Here is a 24,893-nt window from a genome sequence, read left to right as displayed (position 1 = left end):
TTATTCGATGATGAACAGCGGCTCGTCAAATTCGACGGCCTGACCATTTTCAACCAGGATCGCTTTGATCACACCGGCCTTGTCAGACTCGATTTGGTTCATCATTTTCATGGCTTCGATGATGCACAGGGTATCACCGACGTTAACCTGTTGACCCACTTCTGCGAATGGCTTGGCTTCAGGGCTGGAGGAGCGGTAGAAGGAGCCAACCATTGGCGAGCGCATCAGGTGACCGCTCGGGGCGGCATCGGCGGCCGGTGCGGCGGCAGCAACAGGTGCGGCGGCAACCGGAGCGGCTTGCTGCATCATCATCTGCGGCATGGCGGTGGTCACCTGACCGGAGAAGTTGCGGCTGATGCGAACGGACTCTTCACCTTCGGAGATCTCCAGTTCGGCGATGCCGGACTCTTCAACCAGTTCAATCAGCTTCTTGATTTTGCGGATATCCATTAGCATTCTCTTTCTTCTTTATCTGATCAGTGATTAACAAGCCGCGCGCAGATGGTGCACGGCCGCGGTTAAAGCGAATTGGTAGCCATCGGCCCCCAGACCACAAATGACCCCTTTGGCGACATCAGACAGATAGGAGTGATGACGGAACGGCTCCCTGGCATGGACGTTTGACAGGTGAACCTCGATAAAAGGGATGGCAACACCCAGCAAGGCATCGCGGATGGCGACGCTGGTGTGGGTGAAAGCGGCTGGATTGATAATGATGAAATCCACCACGCCCATGGCCTGATGGATGCGGCTGACCAACTCATGTTCGGCGTTGGATTGCAGGTGTTCCAGAGTGACACCGAGTTCGCTGGCGTTTAGCTTCAGATCGGCGACGATCTCATCGAGCGTCTTGCTGCCGTAGATGCCCGGTTCCCGTTTGCCCAGCAGATTCAGATTTGGCCCGTTGAGCAGGAGAATTCGGTGATTTTGCGACATATTGAGTACATCCTCGATGATAATGCTGCGATCTATCAGCTATCTTGTGGACTACCAGAAATCTAGCCATTTTCTGCGCAAATCGGTGTGCCCTGGCACACAGATTTCGCAATTATATTGATTTCGTGAAAATTAGCAGCATTTTACTGGTCTAATCTCTACATCTGCCTATTTATTGCCCAATCTTGCTTGCTCTGTATATCCACGACAGCGTTTGCCTTTGCGGCTTCCTGAAAAGAGTAAAGCCGGCACAATGCCGGCTTTACTCAGTTGCAAAGGAAGCGGGATCAAGCTGCTTCCGACTTCTCGCGGATGAGTTTGTCCACCACACCAGGATCCGCCAGGGTAGAGATATCCCCCAGACTGTCGGTCTCGCCGGTGGCGATTTTGCGCAATATTCGACGCATGATCTTGCCGGAGCGGGTCTTCGGCAGCCCCTCGGCCCAGTGGATCACATCCGGGGTGGCGATGGCCCCAATCTCTTTGCGCACCCACTCTTTCACCTCTTTGTGCAGCTCGCGGCTCGGCTCTTCACCGGAGATCAGGGTGACATAGGCATAGATCCCCTGACCCTTGATCTCGTGAGGCACCCCCACTACCGCCGCTTCGGCGATCTTGGGATGGGAGACCAGCGCCGATTCAATTTCGGCGGTGCCCATGCGGTGGCCGGAGACGTTGAGTACATCATCCACCCGACCGGTGATCCAGTAGTCGCCATCGGCGTCGCGACGGGCGCCGTCGCCAGTGAAGTAGCGGCCGGGGAAGGTAGAGAAGTAGGTCTGCTCAAAGCGTTCGTGATCGCCGAACACGGTACGCATTTGGCCCGGCCAGGAGTCGGTGAGCACCAGATTGCCCTCGGTGGCCCCTTCCAGCGGTTCGCCCATGTTGTCCACCAGCGCCGGTTGCACCCCGAAGAAGGGTTTGGTGGCTGAACCCGGTTTCAGGTCGGTAACGCCGGGCAGCGGGGTGATCAGGATGCCGCCGGTCTCGGTCTGCCACCAGGTATCGACGATGGGGCAGCGCTCGTCACCGATGGTGCGGTAGTACCACTCCCAGGCTTCCGGGTTGATGGGCTCGCCCACCGATCCCATGATCCGCAGGCTCTGGCGCGACGTGCCGGTGACCGCTTCGTTGCCCTTGGCCATCAAGGCGCGGATGGCGGTGGGGGCGGTATAGAGAATGGTGACCTGGTGCTTGTCCACCACCTGACTCATGCGGTTGGTCGCCGGGTAGTTGGGCACCCCTTCGAACATGATGGTGGTAGCGCCGTTGGCCAGCGGGCCATAGACCAGATAGGAGTGACCGGTAACCCAGCCCACGTCGGCGGTACACCAGTAGATATCCTGCTCGTGGTAGTCGAACACATATTTGAAGGTGAGGGTGGCGTAGACCAGATAGCCGCCGGTGGTGTGCAGCACCCCTTTGGGTTTGCCGGTGGAGCCGGAAGTGTAGAGGATAAACAGCGGATCTTCGGCGTTCATCGCCTCGGGCGGGCAGTCGCTGCTGACGGCGGCGGTTGCTTCATGCCACCAGACATCGCGGTGATTGTGCCAGGCGACATTGCCGCCTGTGCGTTTGAGCACGATCACCTTGTTGACCTGGGTATCCGGGTTGGTGAGCGCTTCATCGACGTTTTTCTTGAGTGGCACCGGACGGCCGCCACGCAGCCCCTCGTCAGCGGTGATCACGATGCGGGAACCGGAGTCGATGATGCGGCCAGCCAGCGCTTCCGGCGAAAACCCGCCGAAGACGATGCTGTGTACCGCGCCGATACGGGTACAGGCCAGCATGGCAATGGCCGCTTCGGGCACCATGGGCATATAGAGGCAGACCACGTCGCCGCGGTGAACCCCTTGTGCTTTCAAGACGTTGGCGAACTTACACACTTCGCTGTGCAGCTCGCGGTAAGTGAGTTTGCGATCTTCGGCCGGGTTGTCCCCTTCCCAGATGATGGCGACCTTGTCACCCCGTTCGGCGAGATGACGATCGAGACAGTTGGCCGAGACGTTGAGCTGGCCATCTTCAAACCACTTGATGGAGACATGGCCCGGATCGTAGGAGGTGTTTTTAACCTTGCTGTAGGGCTTGATCCAGTCGAGAATTTTTCCCTGTTCGCCCCAAAAGGTATCAGGATCCTCGATGGAGGCCTGATACATGGCGGCATAGTCGCCCTTGTCGAGCAGGGCGTTGTTGCTGATATGGGGCTTTACCGGGTAGACCTTGCTCTCGCTCATTGCTCACTCCTTTGCATACATTCCCTTAATGATTAAGTAACAACTTATACCTTTGGCTGATGGGGGCAATTAGACTTTTGGATAGGCGGCAACAGTTGGTTACAGGGCAAAGAGTGACAATTAATCGGTGAGCGGGTAAAAGGGGGCGTGTTGATTAATAGGAGGTGATTATGTTTTCCCTGTTGCTCTGTGCATCCCTCTGGCAGTTTGATGCGCCAGTTCCTGCTGGCGAACCAGTGAAAGAGTTTGCGATCACCCATCAGGAAGCCTCGCCCGCGCTGCGGGATCAGGTGGCCGATCAGCTTGGTCATGCGTGGCAGGCCAAAGAGCCCGGCACCAAACTTACCTTCAGCGAGCCTGCCCCCCGTTATGCTGGCGAATCACCGCTGACGCGGATGCTCAATGACCGTGATGATGGTTGGGAATCCCGCTTGCAGATTGAGTGGTAATCCGCTTGGCAGCCAGGAGGCGGATGCCTCCCGGCTGGTGATGATGGCTTGCTGCTATGAGACATAGCGCTGATGCAGCCGATCCCCCATATGTTCGACATGCAGTGGTTTGCTGAACAGATAGCCCTGTCCTTCGCCGCAGTTGAGTGACTGTAAGAAGGCATGTTGTGCCCGGGTTTCAATCCCCTCGGCGGTGACCTCCATATCCAGACTGTCGGCCAGATTGATGATGGTGCGGCAGAGCTCCCGACTGTTCTTGTCTTCCGGCAATGCTTGCACAAACGCCCGGTCGATCTTGATGCGATCAATCGGCAGGGTCTTGAGCAGGCTCAGTGACGAGAAGCCGGTGCCAAAGTCATCGATGGCAATCTGAACGCCGAGACTTTTCAGACGGGTAAAGAGATCCAGACTCTGTTCGACCCGCTGGATAATGCTCTCCGTCACCTCTATCTCCAGCCGCTCTGGCGGAAATCCGGTCTCGTCCAAGATGGCGGCGACCCGCTCAACGTAGCCGGGGGAGCGCATCTCCCGTACCGACACATTGACCGACAAGCGGGGCACCGGCAGCCCTGCGGCCAACCAGTTTTGCCCCTGCTCGCAGGCGTTGCGCATCACCCACTCGCCAATCTTCTCGATCAGGCCGCACTCCTCTGCCACCGGAATAAAGCGGGTCGGCGCTATCATCCCCTCACTTGGATGCTGCCAGCGCAGCAGCGCTTCCAGCCCGCTCAGGTGGCCGTTAGCCAGATTGGTCATGGGTTGATAGAAGATGCAGAGCTGTTCGAGCTCAAGGGCCTTGAGCAGTCCCTGCTCAATCTGCATCCGCTCGCGAGCCTGTGCCGCCATGCCGGGGTTATAGAACTGGAAGCCGTTGCGCCCCTGATTTTTCGCCTCGTACATGGCGCTGTCGGCGGCGCTGACCAGGGTTTCCGGGCTATCTGCATGATCCGGATAGATGGCGATACCTATGCTCGCCGAGATAGCCACCAGTTCATGGGCCAGCTCAACCGGTTCACGCAACACGGTGAGCAGGGTATTGGCGAGGGTTGCCAGCTCGTCCGGTTCCTCCAGATAGGGGATCAGCACCAGAAACTCGTCGCCACCCAAGCGGGTTGCCAGATCATTGTGCTGCAGGCAGCCACGGATCCGCTCTGCCAGCCGCTTGAGCAGCTCATCGCCGACCCCGTGGCCCAGACTGTCGTTGATCAGTTTGAAGCCATCCAGATCGATAAAGAGCAGCCCCAACCGTTTGCGATTGAGCTGCGCAGTTTTCAGCTCAAGGGCCAGCCGCTCCTGCAACAGATGGCGATTACCCAGCTCGGTCAGGGGATCGTGATAGGCAAGGTGATTCAGCTCGGCCTCCACTTTGCGAATGGCGCTGATGTCGGAGAGGGCGATCACATAGTGGGTGGTGTTGTTGAAGTTGTCATAGACAGCGCTGATCTGCTGCCAGGAGGAGAAGTAGCTGCCATCCTTGCGCAGGCAGACCATCTCGCCATGCCAGGCGTTGTTGCCGGGGCGCAGGTGATACCAGGGATAGTCGAGGTCGGTGTAGCGCTTGGGGTGCATGATGATATCCGGGGTGCGCCCTATCACCTCCTCGGCATTGTATTGGGTCAGCATGGTGAAGGCCGGGTTGACCGACAGAATATGGTGCTCGCTGTCGAGGATGATGATCCCCTCGGCCGTGGTATCGAATACCACGTTGGCCTGATGCAGTCGCTCCTCCTGACGGCGGCGGGCGGTGGCATTGTGAATGACCCCCATGACCCGGTGGCCGACTGACTCGGTGGCGGGCACATGGTCGGCATGAATATCGACCCAGTGCCGCTCTTTGAGGGGGGTGAGGTAGCTCAGGGTGAGATGGATGGGGTCATGACTTTGCAGAGCCGCCTTAAGCTGGCTGCCTGATCCCGGTTCAAAGCAGTCGACGAACGCTTGCAGTCCGCCGTGGAACTGGTTGGCCTCGATGCCCAGCAGGGGTTCAATCTGGCCGTCGAACAGCAATCTGTCCTCCGCCACATGCCACTCCCACACCCCGATTTGGGCTGCTCGCATCGCCAGCTGCAGCCGTTGCTCGGTTTCGTACTGCTCGGTGATGTCCCGCACGATGGCGAGGATGCCGTTGAGCTCCCCCTTGTCATCACGCATCGGGCTGTAGGTGGCCTGAAAGCGTCGGGAGCTGCTGTCGTATGCCGCAGTTTGACCGGTGATGGCGATATCCACGTAGGGAATGCCGCTGCGCATGATCTGCTGAAACATGGGCTCCAGAGTTGGGGCCAGCTTGGGCAGCACCTCTCTGAGGTGCTTGCCCTGATGCTCCTCGATACTTTTACCGTTGATGTCGGCCAGCACCTGATTGACTTTGCGGTAGCGAAATTCGCAGTCAAAGACGCCTATGCCCAGAGGGGCGTTATCCATCAGCTGTTCCAGGACAGTGTGATCTGACAGCTGGCTCAACATTGCCTCGGCGTCGGCGTTGAAAAGCTTCCCATCCATGATGACCTCGGCATTGATTGTTTTGTCACTTTCATCAGTTGTCAGTATGGCACGAGCTGTTTAGAAGGGAGTCAAGCGGAGTTATCTGGTTGTTATGTTGAACAAATGTTGCGCGATGTGTGGCCATTTGCTGCGTGCTGCCACAGAGTCGCAGCATCTAAAAGACCCCGCCGAAGCGGGGTCAGGTTTACTGCCAAACAGTGGGATGGAAGGGGGCTTAATCCCGATCCGGGGTCAGCACGGTCGGTTTGGAATCCGGCAGCATATCCGGATGATCCAGGTTGTAGTGCAGTCCGCGGGACTCCTTGCGCAGCAGGGCGCAGTTGACGATAAGCTCTGCCACCTGCAGCAGGTTGCGCAGCTCCAGCAGGTTGTTGGAGACGCGGAAGTTGGCGTAGTACTCCTGCACCTCCTGCTTGAGCAGGTCGATGCGGCGCTTGGCGCGGGCCAGACGTTTGTTGGTACGCACTATTCCCACGTAGTCCCACATCATCAACCGCAGCTCGTGCCAGTTGTGCTGGATCACCACCAGTTCGTCGGAATCGTCCACCTTGCTCTCATCCCACACCGGCAGGCGCGGCGGCTCGACGCTCATCGGCAGCTTGGCCAGAATGTCGGCTCCTGCCTGATGGGCATAGACCACGCATTCGAGCAGGGAGTTGGAGGCCATGCGGTTGGCGCCGTGCAGACCGGTGTAGGTCACTTCGCCGATAGCGTAGAGACCGGGAATATCGGTCTGGCCGTTGTTGTCGATCATCACGCCGCCACAGGTGTAGTGGGCGGCTGGCACGATAGGCATCGGCTCCTTGGTAATGTCGATACCGACCGCGAGGCAGCGCTCATGGATGGTCGGGAAGTGCTTGATGATGAAGTCGGCCGGCTTGTGGCTGATATCCAGATACATGCAGTCGGCCCCGAGCCGCTTCATCTCGTGGTCGATGGCGCGGGCGACGATATCCCGCGGGGCCAGCTCGGCCCGCTCGTCAAACTCCGACATAAAGCGGCTGCCGTCGGGGCGGCGCAGATAGGCACCCTCGCCACGTAGCGCTTCGGTCAGCAGGAAGTTGGGGTCATCGGGGTGAAACAGGCTGGTGGGGTGGAACTGGTTGAACTCCAAATTCGCCACCCGGCAACCGGCCCGCCATGCCATGGCGATGCCATCGCCAGAGCTCACATCCGGGTTGGAGGTGTATTGGTAGACCTTGGAGGCGCCACCGGTCGCCAGCGCCACGAAACGGGCGCGGATCACCTCGACCTGCTCGGCGTTGCGGTTCCAGACATAAGCACCCAGCACCTTGTTGCCCGGCAGGTTGAGCTTGCAGGTGGTGATGAGATCGACCGCGTTGAAGCGCTCCATCAGCTGGATATTGGGGTGGGCACGCACCTGATCGATCAGGGTGAGCTGCACCGCCTTGCCGGTGGCGTCGGCCGCGTGGAAGATGCGACGATGGCTGTGACCTCCTTCGCGGGTCAGGTGATAGTGGGATTCCCCATCGGCGTCCTGCTCTTGATCGAAGGGAACTCCCTGCTGGATCAACCACTGGATGGATTCGCGGGCGTGGCGAGCGGTGAACTCCACCACGGCCGGATCACACAACCCAGCCCCGGCGTTGAGCGTGTCGCTCACATGGGATTCGATGCTGTCGGTTTCGTCGAAAACGGCAGCGATGCCTCCTTGCGCATAGAAAGTGGCCCCTTCACTGATGGGCCCCTTGCTCAGAACCAGGATTTTGGCGTGGTCTGCCAATCGCAACGCGAGGGACAGACCAGCGGCACCGCTGCCAATGATCAGTACATCGCAAAGGTATTCAACACTTGCTTTCATAAGTATCATTGGCCTGGATTAAGAACTGGCACCATGGTAGCCCAAGCGAGGGCGAGGATGCAGCCTGCGTCACATTTTTTTCAATTGAAGCGAACTTTCTCTTATTCTCCCTGTCTGAACTTGTGCGCTTAGGAAGGGCCGGAAAAGAAGAACGATAACCTGATGGGGGTTTTACGGCTCTGATGAGCGACCAGAATCTACTGGACGAACAGCTGGTTGAACGGGTCCAGCGCGGCGATAAAGCAGCATTCAACCTGTTGGTAAAAAAATACCAGCATAAGGTGGTCAACCTGGTGGCCAGGTATGTCAACAATCCCGGTGATGTGCCCGACGTGGCGCAAGAGGCCTTTATAAAAGCCTACCGGGCATTGCCGACATTCCGTGGCGAAAGTGCTTTTTACACCTGGTTGTACCGTATTGCCGTGAATACGGCGAAGAATTATCTGACCTCCCAGGGGCGCAGGCCGCCCAGCAGTGATGTGGAGGCTGACGACGCAGAGTCTTATGGTGGTGGTGAAGCCTTGCAAGAGGTGGCTACCCCTGAAAACCTGGCGCTGACCGACGAGATCCAGCGAACAGTGTTTGCCGCTATCGAGGCCTTGCCGGAAGACCTGAGGACAGCGATCACCCTTCGTGAGTTGGAAGGGTTGAGCTATGAAGAGATTGCCGAAATCATGGATTGCCCTGTGGGTACGGTCAGATCCCGTATCTTCCGGGCGAGGGACACAATCGATAAAAAGCTGAAACCTCTGATCGAGAATTAACTGGGGAAAGACGGGTTAACTTATGGCAAATAAAGAGCAAATCTCTGCCCTGATGGATGGTGAACTGAGTGATGCCAAGGTGTTGAACGAGTTGGAGATGGATTCCGACTTGCAAGATACTTGGGGTCGTTACCACCTGATAGGCAATGCCATGCGGGGTGACCTGTCGGTCAATCTGCAACTGGATCTCAGCACCAGCATCATGGCTGCGCTGGAAGATGAGCCAACCATACTGGCACCCAAGCCGGTTGAGGCGGCTCCTGTGCTGCAACCGGTCGTTGCACCGGTCAAGACAGATTCCAATGTAATACCGCTGTTCCGTCGGGTCGGTCAGCAGCTTGGTCAATATGCCATTGCCGCTTCCGTTGCTGCCGCCGTTATCTTCGGGGTGCAGCAGTATCAGGGGCAGGATGGTCTACCAACCAATCCGGTACTGAATACTATTCCTGTTGGTGGTAGTGCTACGCCGGTGAGCGTTCACTATCCGCAACAAGACGGCACTCGTGCTCGTCAGCAAGGGCTGACCGAACAGCAAATGCAGGAGCAGCGGGAGCGCGTCAATGCCTTCCTGCGTGACCACCAGTTGCAGCAACGCCTGTTGCAAGACAGACAGATTCAACAATAACGTATTGTCAGGGATCACATCGTGCGCCAGTCCAGCCGTATTTTGCTGGCCTCTCTCCTGCTGATCAGTGCCAAGGCCTCGGCCGACGATAAGTCGGCCGAGGCCTTGTTGCAGCAGATGCAGAGTGCCGTGCAGCAGCAAAACTTTGAGTTATCCATGGTCAAGGCCCGTCAGGGGCGTCTTGAACCGATCCGCATCAGCCATGCGGTGATCGATGGCCAGGAAGTCGCCCATCTCAGTTACCTCGATGGCAAGGCGATCGAATATCTGCAGCGTCAGGATGAATACACCTTTTTCGAGAACAGTCACGAGCCTTATACCCTGAAAGATGCCCGTTTTCCCGGTGTCTGGTCGACCCTGGTGAATATGCCAATCGCGCGGGTGCTGGAGAGTTATGATCCGGTGCTGGCTGGCCGTAGTCGTGTTGCCGGTGTGGTGGCGCAGGTGGTCAGACTGGTGCCCAAAGAGGCAGACAAGTACGGCTTCGTGCTGTGGATTGATGAGCAGAGCAATCTGTTGCTGCGGGTCGACATGGTGGAGCGGGAAGGCAATCTGGTGGAGCAGGTGTTGGGGGTTGAGCTGGCGTTGCAGAGCAAACCAGCCCCCTGGCTGGTGACCCTGGCCAAGAGTAAACAGCCTGCCGCCTTAGCGCTGGAAGATGCCTATCCTGCCCCCCAGCAAGCCCTGAACTGGCAGATTTCCTGGCTGCCAGATGGCTTCAAGGTGTTGTCGCAAGACCGACATCAGCTGGTGACCACCAGTATGCCGGTGGATTACATGATGCTCTCCGACGGGTTGGTGGATTTGTCGGTCTATGTCTCCCGGGTTGACCCTAAGCAGGCGGTGCGTCAGCAGCTGATCCGTCAGGGCGCCACCTCGCTGGTAAGCTATGTCAACGATGTGGGGGTCGAGATCACCGTGGTGGGTGAAGTACCAGCCGAGACGGCCAAGCGAATTGCCGAGTCGGTCCAGCCGTTGGCCCGTAACGAAGCAATCCCCTAATGGGCGATGACCGGAACATCCCGGCTGGCCGGGCGCGGCGTGTTATCTTCAGGTATCTTTATGCTTTTTCAGATCCCTTTGTTGATCCCGAGGTCTTGCCGTGAATGAGATGAGTGAAGAGTTGGCGACTGTGGTGGCCATCGAGGGAGACCACGTCTGGGTAGAGTGCGAGCGGCGTTCTGCCTGTAGTGGCTGCCAGCAACAGTCCAACTGTGGCACTGGCACCGTGGCCAAGGCATTTCCTCTCAGGGCACAACGCTTGCGGGTCAAAATGACCACCGAGGTAGGGGTCGGCCAGCAAATTCGGCTGGGTATCCCGCAGCAGAGCCTGCTGCGTGGTGCCGCCCTGGTCTACGTCTTGCCGCTGTTTTGCCTGCTGGCAGGCGCCCTGTTGGGGCAGCTGTGGTTGGCACCGCTACTCCTGGGCGGGGAGGGGATCACCATTCTCTGCTGCCTGTTGGGGGGAGGGCTGGGTTTTTTACTGGTTCGTTACTTTTCCAACCGCCTCGATCAGGGCTGCTACGGCCCGCAGATGCTTGGCGTGGTGGTTCCTGTCCATATCCTCTCCTGACCGAACACGCGCTATTTCACGGGTGCTGGCGACTAAAGAATGGCCGTCAGCCGGGTTATCCAGTAAAATCGCGCCTCCATAACTGACCTTAACTAATTTTGAGTGACTCTTGCTCGATGAAACACATTCGTAACTTTTCGATTATTGCGCACATCGACCACGGTAAATCGACCCTGTCGGACCGTCTGATCCAGACTTGCGGTGGCTTGTCCTCCCGCGAGATGCAGGCTCAGGTGCTTGACTCCATGGACCTGGAGCGCGAGCGCGGCATTACCATCAAAGCACAGAGTGTGACCCTGAACTACCAGGCACAAGACGGTAACACCTATCAGCTGAACTTTATCGACACCCCGGGCCACGTAGATTTCTCCTACGAAGTCTCCCGCTCGCTGGCGGCCTGTGAAGGGGCGCTGCTGGTGGTGGATGCCGGTCAGGGGGTTGAGGCACAGACTCTGGCCAACTGCTACACCGCCATGGAAATGGCGTTGGAAGTGGTGCCGGTGCTGAACAAGATTGACTTGCCTGCGGCCGAGCCGGAGCGGGTTGCTGAAGAGATCGAAGATATCGTCGGTATCGATGCGATCGATGCGGTGCGTTGCTCCGCCAAAACCGGCCTCGGTGTTGACCTGGTGCTGGAAGAGATCGTAGCGCGTATCCCGCCACCGGAAGGTGATCCGGATGCCCCGCTGCAGGCGCTGATCATCGACTCCTGGTTCGACTCCTATCTGGGGGTTGTGTCTCTGGTGCGGGTCAAGAACGGCTCGCTCAAGAAGAACGACAAGATCAAAGTGATGACTACCGGCCAGGTATGGGGTGTCGATCGTATCGGTATTTTCACCCCCAAGCAGGTCGATACTCAAGGTCTGGGCTGTGGCGAGGTAGGTTGGGTTGTCTGCGGTATCAAAGACATCCATGGCGCGCCGGTGGGCGATACCCTGACCCAAGCCAAGAACGGTGCAGACAAGCCGCTGGCGGGTTTCAAGAAGGTCAAGCCGCAGGTTTATGCCGGTCTGTTCCCCATCTCCAGCGATGACTACGAGTCGTTCCGTGACGCCCTCGACAAGCTGTCACTCAATGACGCTTCCCTGTTCTTCGAACCGGAGAGCTCCACAGCACTGGGCTTTGGCTTCCGTTGCGGCTTCCTCGGTATGCTGCACATGGAGATCATCCAGGAGCGTCTGGAGCGGGAATACGATCTGGATCTGATCACCACTGCGCCGACTGTGGTTTACCAGATTGAGTTGAATAATGGCGAGACTATCCACATCGATAGCCCGTCTGCGATGCCGCCGGTTAACAACATCAAAGAGATGCGTGAGCCGATCGCCGAGTGCAACATCCTGCTGCCGCAAGAGTACATGGGTAACGTCATTACCCTCTGTATCGAGAAGCGGGGCGTGCAGACCAACATGGTCTACCACGGCAATCAGGTTGCATTGACCTATGAAATCCCGATGGCAGAAGTGGTGCTCGACTTCTTCGACCGCCTGAAATCCACCAGTCGTGGCTACGCCTCGCTGGATTATGGCTTCAAGCGTTTCGAAACCTCCGAGATGGTTCGTCTGGACATCATGATCAACGGTGAGCGGGTTGACGCGCTGGCCATCATCACCCACAAGGAGAACGCCCAGTATCGCGGTCGCCAGGTGGTTGAGAAGATGCGTGAGCTGATCCCCCGTCAGATGTTTGATATTGCCATTCAGGCATCCATCGGCAACCAGATCATTGCGCGCAGCACCGTCAAGGCACTGCGTAAGGACGTAACCGCCAAATGCTACGGTGGTGACGTGAGCCGGAAGAAGAAACTGCTGAACAAGCAGAAAGAAGGTAAGAAGCGGATGAAGTCTGTTGGCCGTGTCGACGTGCCACAGGAAGCCTTCCTCGCGATTCTCCATGTCGGAAAGGACTAAAAATAGATGGCAAGCACGTTTTCCCTGATCCTGGTGGTGGTCTGTGTGATCACCGGTTTTATCTGGTGTCTGGACAAGATGATCTGGTCCAAGCAGCGCGCCGCCAAGATTGCCGTGGCCCGTGCCCATGGCGGTGCCCACCTGGATGAAAAAACGCTGGCCAAGGTTGCCCCCGTGCCGGTCTGGATTGAGCAGACCGCCGGGATCTTCCCGGTGATCACTTTTGTGCTGATCCTGCGTTCGTTCATCTTTGAACCGTTCCAGATCCCGTCAGGTTCCATGATGCCCACCTTGCTGGTGGGCGACTTCATCCTGGTGGAAAAGTTTGCCTATGGCCTGCGGGATCCGGTGACCAACACCAAATTCCTCGAAACTGGCGAGCCGGTGCGTGGCGATGTGGTGGTGTTCAAGTATCCCCTTGAGCCGCGCGTTGACTACATCAAGCGGGTGGTCGGCATGCCGGGTGATCGGATCATCTATCGCAACAAAGAGCTGATGATCCGACCACGCTGTGCTGAAGCGGGTGGCGAGGAGCAGGAAGGGAAAACGTGCCCGGGCTTTACCAAGCTCGACATCAAGTTTGAACAAAGAGGCGAATTTACCCAGATGGGGATCCCCCTTGACCGCTATACCGAGCAGTTGGGTGATGTTTCTCACGAGACTCTGCGCAACCCGCTGATGCCGGATCTGGTTGGTCGTTACTATCGCCAGCCCGGCACTTATCCTGATGAGTGGGTGGTACCGGAAGGGCAGTACTTCGTGATGGGCGATAACCGTGACAACAGCACCGACAGCCGTTTCTGGGGCTTTGTGCCCGAGCAGAATCTGGTCGGCAAGGCGGTCGCTATCTGGATAAGTTTTGAATTTGAGCGCGAAGAAGGCTCCCTGCTGCCAAGTTGGGTACCGACAGGGGTGCGCTTCAACCGCATTGGCGGAATTAAGTAAATGAATATCAAGATGAACAGACTGCAGTCCCGTCTCGGGCATGTCTTTCAGGATCAAGAGTTGCTGACCCGCGCATTGACACATCGCAGCGCCGGTTCTCGTCACAACGAGCGACTGGAATTTCTGGGTGACTCCATTTTGAGCCTGGTGATTGCTGATGCGCTGTTCCACCGCTTCCCGCAAGCGGCAGAAGGGGATCTCAGCCGGATGCGTGCCACTTTGGTGCGTGAGAAAACCCTGGCCGAACTGGGCCGGGAGTTTGACCTCGGGGATCACCTGATCCTCGGGCCAGGTGAACTCAAGAGCGGTGGTTTTCGCCGTGAATCCATTCTGGCCGACACGGTCGAGGCGGTGATTGGCGCCGTCTATCTGGATACGGATCTTGAGGTAGTGCGGACACTGCTGCTGAGCTGGTACGCCAGCCGTCTGGACGAGATCAAGCCAGGCATTGAGCAGAAAGATCCCAAGACCCGCCTGCAAGAAATTTTGCAGGGAACCCGCAAATCCCTGCCGACTTACACAGTGACTAACGTCAAGGGTGAGGCCCACAACCAGGAGTTCACCGTCCAGTGCGACGTGGAAGGTCTGGATGGTCCGCTCAAAGGGGTCGGCACCAGCCGCCGCAAGGCCGAGCAGGCTGCGGCGCAGCAAGCGCTGGACAAATTGTCATGACAGGTACGTCTGATTCAAAAAGGCGCTGTCTTTTAACACCACAAGCATTGGAACAACTGTCATGACAGATACTACCTACTGCGGCTTTGTCGCCATTGTGGGCCGCCCTAACGTGGGCAAGTCCACCCTGCTCAACAAGCTGCTTGGCCAGAAGGTCAGCATTACCTCGAAAAAACCCCAGACCACCCGTCACCGGATTTTGGGGATCGATACCGATGAGAACTATCAGACCATCTTTGTTGATACTCCGGGCCTGCACATCGAAGAGAAGCGGGCCATCAACCGCTTGATGAACCGTGCCGCCACCAGTTCGCTGGGGGATGTGGCCATGGTGGTATTCATGGTTGACGGTACCCACTGGACCAAGGATGACGAGATGGTGCTTGGCAAGTTGCGCCACTTGCCTTGCCCCGTGGTGCTGGCGGTCAACAAGGTCGACAACGTCAAAGAGAAAGAAGATTTGCTGCCCCACCTCGAGTGGCTGGGTCAGCAGATGAATTTCTCCCACATCCTGCCCATCAGTGCCGAGAAGGGCACCAACGTGGAGAAGATCCGCGAGTGGGCCAAGGATCTGCTGCCGGAAAACAACCACTTCTTCCCGGAAGATTACGTGACCGATCGTTCGTCACGCTTCATGGCCTCCGAAATCATCCGCGAGAAGCTGATGCGCTTCACCGGTGAGGAGCTGCCCTACTCGGTGACGGTGGAGATCGAACGCTTCAAGGTGGAAGAGAACGGCCTCTACCACATCCACGGTCTGATCCTGGTTGAGCGTGATGGCCAGAAAAAGATGGTCATCGGCAACAAGGGCGAGAAGATCAAAACCATCGGCACCGAAGCACGCCTCGATATGGAGCGGCTGTTCCAGAACAAGGTGCACCTCGAGCTGTGGGTCAAGGTCAAGTCCGGCTGGGCTGATGACGAGCGCGCCCTGCGTAGTCTCGGCTATGGTGACGATTAAGTGGCGTTGATGGATTGCTGAGCCCGGCTTTCGTCATCCATAGTCGGCCCTATCGGGAGACCAGCCAGCTGGTCGAGGTATTCACCCAGGATAGTGGCCGCTTTACCCTGGTGGCTCGCGGTTCTCGCGGGCCACGCTCCCCCCTCAAGGGGCTGCTGCAACCCTTTACCCTGCTCACCATCGCCTGGCGCGGCAAGGGGGATCTCAAGAACCTCACCCAGGTCGAATGCCCGGATCACTCCCTGCGACTCGGCGGCGATCGCCTCTTCTACGGTCTCTATCTCAACGAGCTGGTCTACTACCTGCTGGAAGCCCATACCCCGTTCCCCGAGGTGTTTGACGCCTATGCCCGTGCCATCATGGCGCTGGCCGATGGCGAGACGCCGGAGCTGCCGCTGCGCCGCTTCGAGTTCCTGCTGCTGCAGGCGCTGGGTTATGCGGTGGATTTCGAATATACGGCGGACGACGAGTCGGCCATCGAGCCAACCCGGCTCTATGGCTTCGAGCGTGAATTGGGCTTTGTTGCTTGCGAGCGGGCGCCGGATCCCCGTACCCTGTTTCTCGGTGCCCACCTGCTGGCCTTTGCCGAGGGACGTTTCGATACCCCTCCCTTGCTGCAGGCGGCCAAACGTTTCAGCCGACTGGCGCTGCAACCCTATCTGGGCAAGCGCCAGCTAAAGAGCCGGGAGCTGTTTTTAAAACGTAAAGCCAGCATGCAAGGCTGACACACATTACAGACATACGGATATTGGCGCGGGGTGATTTGCTGACCGCGCAGTCAACAGATGAAGAGTTTCAAGGAGTTCTCAATGAGTGAAATCTATCTGGGTGTGAACATCGACCATATCGCGACTCTGCGCAACGCCCGTGGCACCCAGTATCCGGATCCGGTGCAGGCTGCTTTTGTCGCTGAACAGGCGGGTGCTGATGGCATTACCGTTCATTTGCGTGAAGATCGCCGCCACATCACCGATCGCGACGTGGAGATCCTGCGCCAGACTATCCAGACCAGAATGAACCTGGAGATGGCGGTGACCGAAGAGATGATCGGCATCGCCTGCCGCATCAAGCCCCATTTCGTCTGTCTGGTGCCGGAGAAGCGCACCGAAGTGACCACCGAGGGCGGTCTGGATGTGGCTGGCCAGCTGGCCAAGGTGACTGACGCTGTTGCTCGTCTCTCTGCCGTGGGAGCCCAGGTATCGCTCTTTATCGACGCAGATCCCCTCCAGATCGATGCGGCTGCCGAAAGCGGCGCCCCCTTTATCGAGATCCACACTGGTCGTTACGCCGACGCCACCACTGATGCCGAGCGCAACGCCGAGTTCAAGCGCATCGCCGCCGGCGCCTCCTATGCTGCTGGCAAGGGCTTGAAGGTCAATGCCGGCCACGGCCTGCACTACCACAACGTCAAAGCCATCGCCGCCATCCCCGAGCTCTATGAGCTCAATATCGGCCACGCCATCATCGGCCGCGCCGCCTTCGACGGTCTGGCCAAGGCGGTCAGCGACATGCGCCTGCTGATGCAGGAAGCCCGTCAGGGGATCTGATCATCCAGATAGGCCCGCGCCTGCGGCAGGCCGCCAGAAATAACAAGGGACGCCACGGCGTCCTTTGTTGTTGCTGGCCCTGTTCATCCAAGCGAAATGGCCTGTCGGGGTACCCACGCTGTAATAACCCAGCACAATCGGTTATAAGCAGTTGATGTCAAAAGGGTTACACTGGTTGACCCTGTAAGCTGGACGAGATTGTTATGGACCACCCCCTGTACCACCCTGATATCACCGACCTGGAACCTGTCGCCCGTGCGGCGGGGGCGGCCATCATGGCGATCTACCGCGAGCCTTTCGCGGTGGAGTACAAGAGCGACGAGAGTCCGCTCACGGCGGCCGACAAGGGGGCTCATGAGGTGATCGTTCAGGCGTTGGAGTGGCTGACCCCCGATATCCCTGTGCTGTCGGAGGAGTCGGGCCCCGAGGTGATGGCGGCCCGTCACGGCTGGTCACGCTACTGGCTGGTGGACCCCCTCGATGGCACCAAGGAGTTTGTCTCCCGCAATGGCGAGTTCACCGTCAATATCGCGCTGATTGAAGAGGGATCGCCGCGTTGGGGGCTGGTCTATGCGCCTGTGCTGGACAAGCTCTGGTACGGTGGCAAGGGGCTTGGGGCTTGGCGCATTGCCGATGGCAAGCGCGAGGCCATCCAGACCCAGCCTCATCGGGAAGGAACGGCGTGGCGGGTGGTGGGCAGTCGCAACCACCTGTCGCAGGAGACCCTCGATTATCTGGCTCGCTTCGGGGATATGGGGCGGGGCGAGATTGAGCTGGTCTCCATTGGCAGCTCCCTCAAGTTCTGCATCATTGCCGAAGGTGGCGCCGAGCTCTATCCACGCCTTGCTCCGACTTGCGAGTGGGATACCGGTGCGGCGCAGGCGGTGCTGGAGGGGGCGGGGGGCAGCGTCACCCAACTCGATGGTTCCCCCCTTGCTTACAACAAGCCCGACATCCTCAACCCCTGGTTTGTCGCCAGGGCGTGATCTTGCCGGTGCGCTGAGCATCGCTCACATTGCCCAATAAAAAGAGGCCGGAGCGGGTTGCACACCCACTCCGGCCTCTTTGCATCTGACGCTGGCTTAAAAGACTTTCTTGAACGGCTTGATGGTGACCTTGGCGTAAATACCGGCGGTCACATAAGGATCGGCATCAGCCCAGGCTTTGGCGTCCGCCTGCGAGGCAAATTCGGCGATGACGGTGCTGCCAGTAAAGCCGGCATCGGCCGGATCCTCGGCATCGATAGCCGGGTTGGGGCCGGCGGTCAGCAGGCGACCTTCATCCTGCAGCGCTTGCAGCCGGGCCAAGTGAGCAGGGCGAACCTGCTTGCGCAGTGGCAGGCTGTTGGGGACATCTTCGGAGTAGATGAGATACCACATGAGAGGATCCTTTTCTGATGAGGGTTATTTTTTCAGCTCGTTCTTTTGTTCGGCAGGGATGTGGCGGTAGAGATAGACACCGCTCAGCAGGGTAAAGACCAGGGTCATCCCCAGCAGGCCGAACACCTTGAAGTTGACCCACATCTCTTGCGGCAGGCTAAACGCCACGTAGAGGTTGAGCAGGCCACAGACGGTAAAGAAGCCGACCCAGCCGAGGTTGACCTTGTCCCAGACGGCATCGGGGGCTTGCAGCTCTTTGGCCAGCATCTGTTTGATCAGGTTCTTGCCAAAGCCGTAGCGGCTGATCAGCAGGCCTAGCGCGAATAGCACATTGATGATGGTCACTTTCCATTTGATGAAGGTGTCATCGTGGAAGAACACGGTGAGCCCGCCGAAGAAGCCGACCAAGATGAAGGTGAACAGCTGCATCTTCTCGACCTTGCGGTAGCGCACCCAGCTGTAGAGCAGTTGCAGACCGGTCACTACCACCAGTGCGCCGGTAGCCATGTAGATGTCGTAAAACTTGTAGACCGCGAAGAAAACGATAAGTGGAATAAATTCAATAAATTGCTTCATGTTTGGCGCATAGCCCTCAGGAATAGACCACAAAATTTTGTCCAGTTTACCTGCAAGGTAAACAACGGCAAATGAATAAGACCTGCCATTTGCCGTCCAGCTTCCCGTCGCAGCGCTAGCCAAATAGCTGGCGGGCAAGAGGCTCGCCCAACCGTTTTTGATCCGCCAGCAGCTCGCGGATGTGGTGCTCTTCGATTAGCGGGTTGAGCAGCACAGCGCGCAGCAGGGTGAGCGGCTGGGCACCGTAGCGCACCACCGCCCGTTGGGTGCGGGAGACAAAGCTGTGCCCCTCGGCCCGCTGGGCTTTTTGCAGGGCCACGTTGAAGTCGTTGATCTGCACGTTGGCCGCTTCGTCCAGCGGCTTGCCCTGCAGGTGGGGCGGGATGCAGCGGTAGGAGAGCAGGTTCATCACCGGCGCCGACATCAGCTCGAAGGCAGGATCGCTTTCGATGAGCTCGGCCATCAGCCGGGCGCGGTCGTAGTTGGCTTCAATGAGGCGGGCGTAACCCTGCTGGCCAAACAGCTGGAAGGCGGCATCCAGATAGAGGGCGTTGGCCGGGCGGGTGCCCTCCAGCGTGAAGCGCCCCTGATCGAACGAGGTGGCACGAATGGCGTAGGGGGCTTCGCGCTTGACCGCCATCATCAGGTCGGGCTGGCGGCAGAGCAGCATGCCGGTACCGAGCGGCACCAGCAGTTGCTTGTGGCCATCCAGCGTGACGGTGTCGGCCCGCTCAATGCCGGTCAGCAGGTTTTGATAGCGGGGGGAGAAGAGGGTCGGTCCACCCCAGGCGGCATCCACATGAAAATGGATCTGCTCACGCTCGGCGATGGCTGCCAGCTCCGGCAGCGGATCGATGGAGCCAAAGTCGGTGCTGCCCGCCACGCCGACCAGTGCCAGCACTTTGAGCTTCTGTTCCTTGCACTGGATCAGCGCCTGCTCCAGCGCAGCCAGACTGAGCCGGTTCTGCTCGTCGGTCTCAAGGCGCCAGACGCTGCGGGCGCCCAGTCCCAGCAGATCCATCCCCTTGTCGAAGGAGTAGTGCATCAGCCGCGAGCCCAGAATGACGGCACCGCGATAGCCCTGCTCATAGAGGGCGAACAGATTGTCGCCGCAGGCGCGGTTGCGGGCCAGCCACAGCGCCGTGACGTTGGCGATGGTGCCGCCGCTGGTCATGACGCCGAGGGCTGCATCCTTGGCGTGCATCTGTTCGCCGTAGAAGGCATTGTCCCTGCCATAGATGAGGCGGTGCAGCTTGGCCAGCACCTCCCGCTCCAGAAAACTGAGCATGCGGGAGGACTCCATCTTCATCGGATTCTGGTTGAGCATCACCAGCAGGCGCGACAGCTCGGCGGTATAGGCCGGTAGTGGCGCAGTCATGTGACCCATGTAGCGTGGCGAGGTGAGGTGAGAAGCGCCGGGCACCAGGGTGGCTAGCCGCGCCAGATAGTGCTCGATGGAGAGGCCTTCCGCAGGCATGCAGGACTGATCGAGCTGGTGGGTGAACAGGTCGCGCTGGTAGGGGGCCTGACTGTCATCCGAGTGGTGAAAATGTGCCAGCATGGCGCTCATTGCGTCGCCAAAGGCGGCATCCGGTTGTGTAAACAGCTCAGTCAACTTCATCAGGTTCTCCAGACCAGGTCACCGGGTAGGTGTCTATGCCGCTTGTCTCGGGCATCGGCGGCAGAGCATACACCAAAGGTTGGCAGGTGGCAGCCACCCCATTTTTTAAGCGAACACTTGTACTCTGAAATGGTGCTGGGTAGAGTGAGCCCATCAAAGCTGGAGTAAACGATATGAGTGGCGTGACAGATTATTCTCCCCGTGAAGAGTTAGCCAACCGGCTCAGCCACGGATTGGGATTGTTGCTGGGGGGGATCGGCCTGGTACTGCTGCTCATCAAGGGATGGGGGCAGGGCACGCAGGCGCTGGTGAGTTACAGCCTCTATGGCGGCAGCCTGGTGCTGCTCTATCTGGCCTCTACCCTCTATCACAGCATGGCTGAAGGGCGGGCCAGACGCTGGTGCAAGGTGTTTGATCACTGTGCCATCTATCTGTTGATTGCCGGCACCTATACCCCCTTCCTGCTGGTGGCCCTCGATACGCCGCTGGCGAATGGTTTGATGATGGTGATCTGGGGCCTGGCGCTGGCCGGGGTGGTGTTCAAGCTGGTGTTCATCAACCGCTTCAAGAAGTTGTCGCTCTTTACCTACCTGATGCTGGGCTGGTTATCGCTGGTGGTCATCTATCAGCTCTACATCCATCTGGCCGGGGAGGGGCTGCTGCTGCTTGGACTCGGCGGTCTTATCTACAGTCTCGGGGTCATTTTCTATGTGGCCAAGCAGATCCCCTACAACCACGCCATCTGGCACCTTTTTGTGCTGGGCGGCAGTGTTTGTCACTTTATGGCCATTTATGGCTATGTCGCTTGAATAGCCCTTAATTGGTATTTTTAGCGCGAAAAAGGATAAATTCGTGCGGTATCACACAGTTGGCGTCAGCGTTTGCTGACAAGCTAATGTCAGTTGAATTTGCAAAGGATGCACGAAATGAGTGATATCGCGCTTTCCATCAGCATGTTGTCGCTGGTGGCAGTGCTGGGGCTCTGGCTGGGAAACTGGCGAGTCTATGGCGTTGGTTTAGGGATCGGGGGGGTGCTGTTCGGCGGCATCATTGTGGGTCATTTCGCTGGTGCTTCCAATCTTGCGCTGGACGCGCAAACCCTTCACTTTATTCAAGAATTTGGCTTGATCCTGTTTGTTTACACCATTGGCATCCAGGTCGGCCCGGGGTTTTTCTCTTCTCTGCGCAGTTCGGGCCTCAAACTCAATGCCTTTGCCGCCATGCTGGTGCTGCTTGGCTGCGTGGTGGCTGCGGGATTGCATCAACTGTTTGATGTGCCGCTGCCAGTGATCTTGGGGGTGTTCTCTGGCGCGGTGACCAATACGCCATCCCTCGGTGCGGGCCAGCAGATCCTGGCCGAGCTGGGGGCCGATCCTGGTTCGACCGGTTTGATGGGGATGGGCTATGCGGTCGCCTATCCCTTTGGGATCTGCGGTATCTTGCTCACCATGTGGCTGGTCAGGCTTTTCTTTCACATCAAGATCGACGAAGAGGCCGCCCAGTTCGAGCAACAAAGCGGCAAGGCCAAGGAGAGCCTGCAAACCATCAATATCGCGGTACGCAACCCCAATATGCACGGTTTGATGCTGCGTGAAATCCCCAGTCTCGACGAGTCGGACGTGATCTGCTCCCGCCTCAAGCGCGGCGAGGAGTTGATGGTGCCGCGGCCAGATTCGCGCATCGAGCTTGGTGACCTGCTCCATCTGGTGGGTGAACGCCATGCCCTGCACAATGTGCTGCTGGTGTTGGGGGAGGAGGTGGCAACATCGCTCTCGACCCGTGGCACCGATCTGCGGGTTGAGCGGGTAGTGGTGACCAACGAGCAGGTACTTGGCAAGAAGATCCGCGATCTTGACATCAAACAGCGTTATGACGTGGTGATCTCCCGTCTTAACCGCGCCGGTATCGAGCTGGTGCCAACCAGCCAGACCAGTTTGCAGTTTGGTGACATCCTTAATCTGGTGGGACGCCTGGAGGCGATCGAGGCGGTTACCAATGTAGTTGGCAACGTGCAGCAAAAACTGCAACAGGTGCAGATGTTGCCGGTATTTATCGGGATCGGCCTGGGTGTGTTGCTGGGCTCCATCCCCTTCTATTTGCCCGGATTCCCGGCCGCTCTCAAGTTGGGTCTGGCGGGTGGTCCACTGGTGGTGGCACTGATCCTGTCGCGGATCGGCAGCATCGGCAAGCTCTACTGGTTCATGCCCCCCAGTGCCAACCTGGCGCTGCGGGAGATCGGTATCGTGCTGTTTCTGGCGGTGGTGGGCTTCAAATCGGGGGCTGGCTTTATCGATACCCTGATCAACGGCGATGGTCCGGCCTGGATGCTTTATGGCATGGCTATTACCCTGATCCCGCTGCTGGTGGTCGGTGTGCTGGCGCGCCTCTACGGAAAAATGAATTACCTCACCCTGTGTGGCTTGTTGGCCGGTTCCATGACTGATCCTCCCGCGTTGGCGTTTGCCAATGGCATGCACCCGACCAGTGGGGCCAGCGCGCTCTCATACGCGACTGTCTACCCGCTGGTGATGTTCCTGCGGATCATCTCGCCACAGCTGCTGGCTATCATCCTCTGGGCTGGCGCTTAGGGTTAATCTGAACAGGAGCATGCCTTGTCATGCTCCTGTCATTTTTTTGTAATGTATTGATAAGTTAGGTTTTTACCCTTCTGGCCTTGCCATTTCATATCCTCCTGCCTGGCTGAACGATCCAGCCTCAAATCAGTCTATCCTTTCGAATTTTCGAGCTGGTTATTTGCTCCATCTGTATGCACAGTAGGCTGTGGCTTATTGCATTCAAATCAGGATTCAGGAGAGAACATGATTACTAACACCGTTACCATGGAACAGGGCATCACCATTACACAACTCAAAGGGCAGGCTTATCAGATTGCTGCCGATGGCAGTCAAAAATTGTTGGCTGAAGGTGATGTATTGCCGAAAGGTGCAGTGATCATGTCGCCAGATGGTGCCAGCTTTATGGGTGGCGGACAGTCATTCAATGTGCAACCGGCCAGCGAGCAGAGTGAGCCCGCCGAAGAGGGGGATGCCCCCCAGCTGGCGCAAAACGGTGCAGCCGGTACTCCTGATGAGATCAATGCCTTGCAACAGGCGATTTTGGGCGGCGCCGACCCGACCCAGGCCTTTGAAGCTGCTGCAGCAGGCGGTGCACCTGCCGCCGGTGGTGGCGGTATTGGTGGTGTCGCCGGAGCCAGTGGCAACGGTGGGTTTGTCACCATCGACCGTACCGGTTCTGCAACCATTGCCGAAGCTACCTTCGATACCACCTACAACGCCACTGGTGAGCCGCCGCTTGGTGCTGCAGGAGAAGATGAAGTCTTTGACCTGACGCCCCCCACTATTTCCGTCGTCGCCCCAGACAATACCAAAGACACCACACCAACTCTGACAGGTACCACGGATGCTCCCGTTGGCAGCATCGTGACCCTGCTGGTCACCGATGCAAACGGTAATCAACAAACCCTGACCGCCGTCGTCACACCCGGTGGCACCTTCACCGTGGATGTCATTACCCCATTGGCCGAGGGCTCTTATACCGTCACCGCCACAGTGACCGATCCTGCGGGTAATACCGGCAGTGCAACTGATGATGGGAGTGTGGATGTAACCGCACCAGTGATCACCGTCGAGGCGCCAGATAACACTCAAGACACCACCCCGACCATCACTGGTACTACCAATGCGATACCGGGCAGCACGGTCACTTTGGTTGTGACCGATGCCAATGGCAACCAGCAAACCTTGACCGCCACGGTGCAACCGGGTGGTAACTACAGCGTGGATGTGACCACCCCGCTGGCGGAAGGCAGCTATCAGGTAACTGCCACCGTTACCGACCCGGCAGGCAACACCGGCACCGCGACTGATGATGGGAATGTCGACACCAGTGCCAATATCACGGTTAGCTTGGATGACGTGAACAGTGCCAATGTGGGCAACGCCCCCATCAGCGGCACCTCCGATGTCGGTCCCAACCGCACAGTGACTCTGGTTATCACGGATGCCAGTGGCAAGAGCGTGACCGTCACCGCGGTCACCGATGCCAACGGCAACTACAACACCACCGCTGACCTGAGCGGTCTGGCGGATGGCAACCTGGAGGTCGTGGCCAGCGTCACCGACGCGGCGGGTAACCCTGCCAGCGCCACTGACGACACCACTTTGCTGGACAGCAGCGCCAGCGCCACCATTGCGGTGGGCAACATTACCGCTGACGACATCCTTAATGCTCAGGAAGCGGCAGGTAACGTCCTGGTCACCGGCACCGTGGGCGGCGATGCAGCCGTGGGTGACGCGGTGACCATGGTGATCAACGGCACGACTTACAGCACCCAGGTCATTGCACTGGTGGGCGGCG

The 24,893-nt window shown here is 58.2% G+C and carries 23 protein-coding genes; 15 read left to right on the top strand and 8 right to left on the bottom strand.

The annotated features are described in order from the left end of the window. The 3 genes from accB to acs form a co-directional block, all read right to left on the bottom strand. Entirely contained in the window at window positions 1-450 is a 450-nt protein-coding gene (gene accB / locus CF137_RS00115) for an acetyl-CoA carboxylase biotin carboxyl carrier protein (protein WP_042020950.1), read from the bottom strand. Window positions 451-483: 33 nt separating this feature from the next. Then, a complete protein-coding gene (gene aroQ, locus CF137_RS00110; protein ID WP_101321167.1) occupies window positions 484-936 on the bottom strand; it encodes a type II 3-dehydroquinate dehydratase in 453 nt (150 codons plus the stop codon). Window positions 937-1,223: 287 nt separating this feature from the next. Next, window positions 1,224-3,170 (bottom strand): acetate--CoA ligase, encoded by a 1,947-nt coding sequence (gene acs / locus CF137_RS00105; protein ID WP_101321165.1) that lies wholly within the window; start codon window positions 3,168-3,170, stop codon window positions 1,224-1,226. Window positions 3,171-3,340: 170 nt separating this feature from the next. Between acs and CF137_RS00100 the strand changes: the two genes are divergently transcribed. Continuing rightward, window positions 3,341-3,619 carry a hypothetical protein gene (locus CF137_RS00100; protein WP_139717080.1) on the top strand — a complete coding sequence of 93 codons (279 nt, stop codon included), beginning with the start codon at window positions 3,341-3,343 and terminating at the stop codon, window positions 3,617-3,619. Window positions 3,620-3,673: 54 nt separating this feature from the next. Here CF137_RS00100 and CF137_RS00095 read toward each other — a convergent pair whose 3' ends face one another. Further along, the gene (locus CF137_RS00095; protein ID WP_139717078.1) at window positions 3,674-6,118 is read right to left on the bottom strand and encodes a sensor domain-containing protein; all 2,445 of its coding nucleotides are present in this window, start codon (window positions 6,116-6,118) and stop codon (window positions 3,674-3,676) included. Between the two features lie 217 nt (window positions 6,119-6,335). Continuing rightward, window positions 6,336-7,943, bottom strand: coding sequence for an L-aspartate oxidase (gene nadB / locus CF137_RS00090; RefSeq protein ID WP_139717076.1), 1,608 nt, complete (start codon window positions 7,941-7,943; stop codon window positions 6,336-6,338). Between the two features lie 182 nt (window positions 7,944-8,125). On the opposite strand from nadB, the gene rpoE reads away from it, so the two are divergent. From rpoE to cysQ, 11 genes are all read left to right on the top strand, one after another. Further along, window positions 8,126-8,707, top strand: a complete 582-nt coding sequence (gene rpoE / locus CF137_RS00085) for an RNA polymerase sigma factor RpoE (protein WP_139717073.1) — start codon at window positions 8,126-8,128, stop codon at window positions 8,705-8,707. 22 nt (window positions 8,708-8,729) lie between these two features. Further along, the gene (locus CF137_RS00080) at window positions 8,730-9,332 is read left to right on the top strand and encodes a sigma-E factor negative regulatory protein (RefSeq protein WP_139717071.1); all 603 of its coding nucleotides are present in this window, start codon (window positions 8,730-8,732) and stop codon (window positions 9,330-9,332) included. Window positions 9,333-9,353: 21 nt separating this feature from the next. Continuing rightward, on the top strand, window positions 9,354-10,334 hold the full coding sequence (locus CF137_RS00075; RefSeq protein WP_139717068.1) for a MucB/RseB C-terminal domain-containing protein: 981 nt from the start codon (window positions 9,354-9,356) through the stop codon (window positions 10,332-10,334). Window positions 10,335-10,443: 109 nt separating this feature from the next. Next, window positions 10,444-10,905: a SoxR reducing system RseC family protein gene (locus CF137_RS00070; RefSeq protein ID WP_101321155.1), complete on the top strand. Its 462-nt coding sequence runs from the start codon at window positions 10,444-10,446 to the stop codon at window positions 10,903-10,905. A 116-nt stretch (window positions 10,906-11,021) separates the two neighbouring features. After that, the gene (lepA, locus tag CF137_RS00065) at window positions 11,022-12,815 is read left to right on the top strand and encodes a translation elongation factor 4 (RefSeq protein ID WP_098968646.1); all 1,794 of its coding nucleotides are present in this window, start codon (window positions 11,022-11,024) and stop codon (window positions 12,813-12,815) included. A 6-nt stretch (window positions 12,816-12,821) separates the two neighbouring features. Next, window positions 12,822-13,760 (top strand): signal peptidase I, encoded by a 939-nt coding sequence (lepB, locus tag CF137_RS00060; protein ID WP_101321153.1) that lies wholly within the window; start codon window positions 12,822-12,824, stop codon window positions 13,758-13,760. Next, window positions 13,761-14,432 (top strand): ribonuclease III, encoded by a 672-nt coding sequence (gene rnc / locus CF137_RS00055; protein WP_042020934.1) that lies wholly within the window; start codon window positions 13,761-13,763, stop codon window positions 14,430-14,432. A gap of 61 nt (window positions 14,433-14,493) precedes the next feature. After that, on the top strand, window positions 14,494-15,393 hold the full coding sequence (era, locus tag CF137_RS00050; protein ID WP_042020933.1) for a GTPase Era: 900 nt from the start codon (window positions 14,494-14,496) through the stop codon (window positions 15,391-15,393). 14 nt (window positions 15,394-15,407) lie between these two features. Continuing rightward, window positions 15,408-16,118, top strand: coding sequence for a DNA repair protein RecO (gene recO / locus CF137_RS00045; RefSeq protein WP_139717066.1), 711 nt, complete (start codon window positions 15,408-15,410; stop codon window positions 16,116-16,118). A gap of 84 nt (window positions 16,119-16,202) precedes the next feature. Beyond that, the gene (gene pdxJ, locus CF137_RS00040) at window positions 16,203-16,940 is read left to right on the top strand and encodes a pyridoxine 5'-phosphate synthase (protein ID WP_098968648.1); all 738 of its coding nucleotides are present in this window, start codon (window positions 16,203-16,205) and stop codon (window positions 16,938-16,940) included. 203 nt (window positions 16,941-17,143) lie between these two features. After that, window positions 17,144-17,926, top strand: coding sequence for a 3'(2'),5'-bisphosphate nucleotidase CysQ (cysQ, locus tag CF137_RS00035; protein ID WP_139717064.1), 783 nt, complete (start codon window positions 17,144-17,146; stop codon window positions 17,924-17,926). 96 nt (window positions 17,927-18,022) lie between these two features. On the opposite strand, the gene CF137_RS00030 is transcribed toward cysQ, so the two are convergent. From CF137_RS00030 to CF137_RS00020, 3 genes are all read right to left on the bottom strand, one after another. Then, window positions 18,023-18,319: a YciI family protein gene (locus CF137_RS00030; RefSeq protein WP_139717061.1), complete on the bottom strand. Its 297-nt coding sequence runs from the start codon at window positions 18,317-18,319 to the stop codon at window positions 18,023-18,025. 24 nt (window positions 18,320-18,343) lie between these two features. Continuing rightward, on the bottom strand, window positions 18,344-18,895 hold the full coding sequence (locus tag CF137_RS00025) for a septation protein A (RefSeq protein ID WP_098968651.1): 552 nt from the start codon (window positions 18,893-18,895) through the stop codon (window positions 18,344-18,346). A gap of 115 nt (window positions 18,896-19,010) precedes the next feature. Further along, entirely contained in the window at window positions 19,011-20,516 is a 1,506-nt protein-coding gene (locus CF137_RS00020; protein WP_139717059.1) for an aminotransferase class V-fold PLP-dependent enzyme, read from the bottom strand. A 173-nt stretch (window positions 20,517-20,689) separates the two neighbouring features. Here CF137_RS00020 and trhA point away from each other — a divergent pair, with 173 nt between their 5' ends. The 3 genes from trhA to CF137_RS00005 all read left to right on the top strand — a co-directional run. Continuing rightward, on the top strand, window positions 20,690-21,325 hold the full coding sequence (trhA, locus tag CF137_RS00015) for a PAQR family membrane homeostasis protein TrhA (protein ID WP_101320127.1): 636 nt from the start codon (window positions 20,690-20,692) through the stop codon (window positions 21,323-21,325). A 117-nt stretch (window positions 21,326-21,442) separates the two neighbouring features. Beyond that, window positions 21,443-23,104, top strand: coding sequence for a putative transporter (locus CF137_RS00010; protein WP_139717058.1), 1,662 nt, complete (start codon window positions 21,443-21,445; stop codon window positions 23,102-23,104). 231 nt (window positions 23,105-23,335) lie between these two features. Further along, on the top strand, window positions 23,336-24,893 hold a 1,558-nt coding region (locus tag CF137_RS00005), incomplete at its 3' end, for a retention module-containing protein (protein ID WP_139717056.1).

Source organism: Aeromonas sobria (assembly GCF_006243315.1).
GTDB lineage: Bacteria > Pseudomonadota > Gammaproteobacteria > Enterobacterales > Aeromonadaceae > Aeromonas > Aeromonas sobria_A.
The sequence above is the reverse complement of the archived record's forward strand: the minus strand, read 5'-3'. Positions and strand labels throughout refer to the sequence as shown.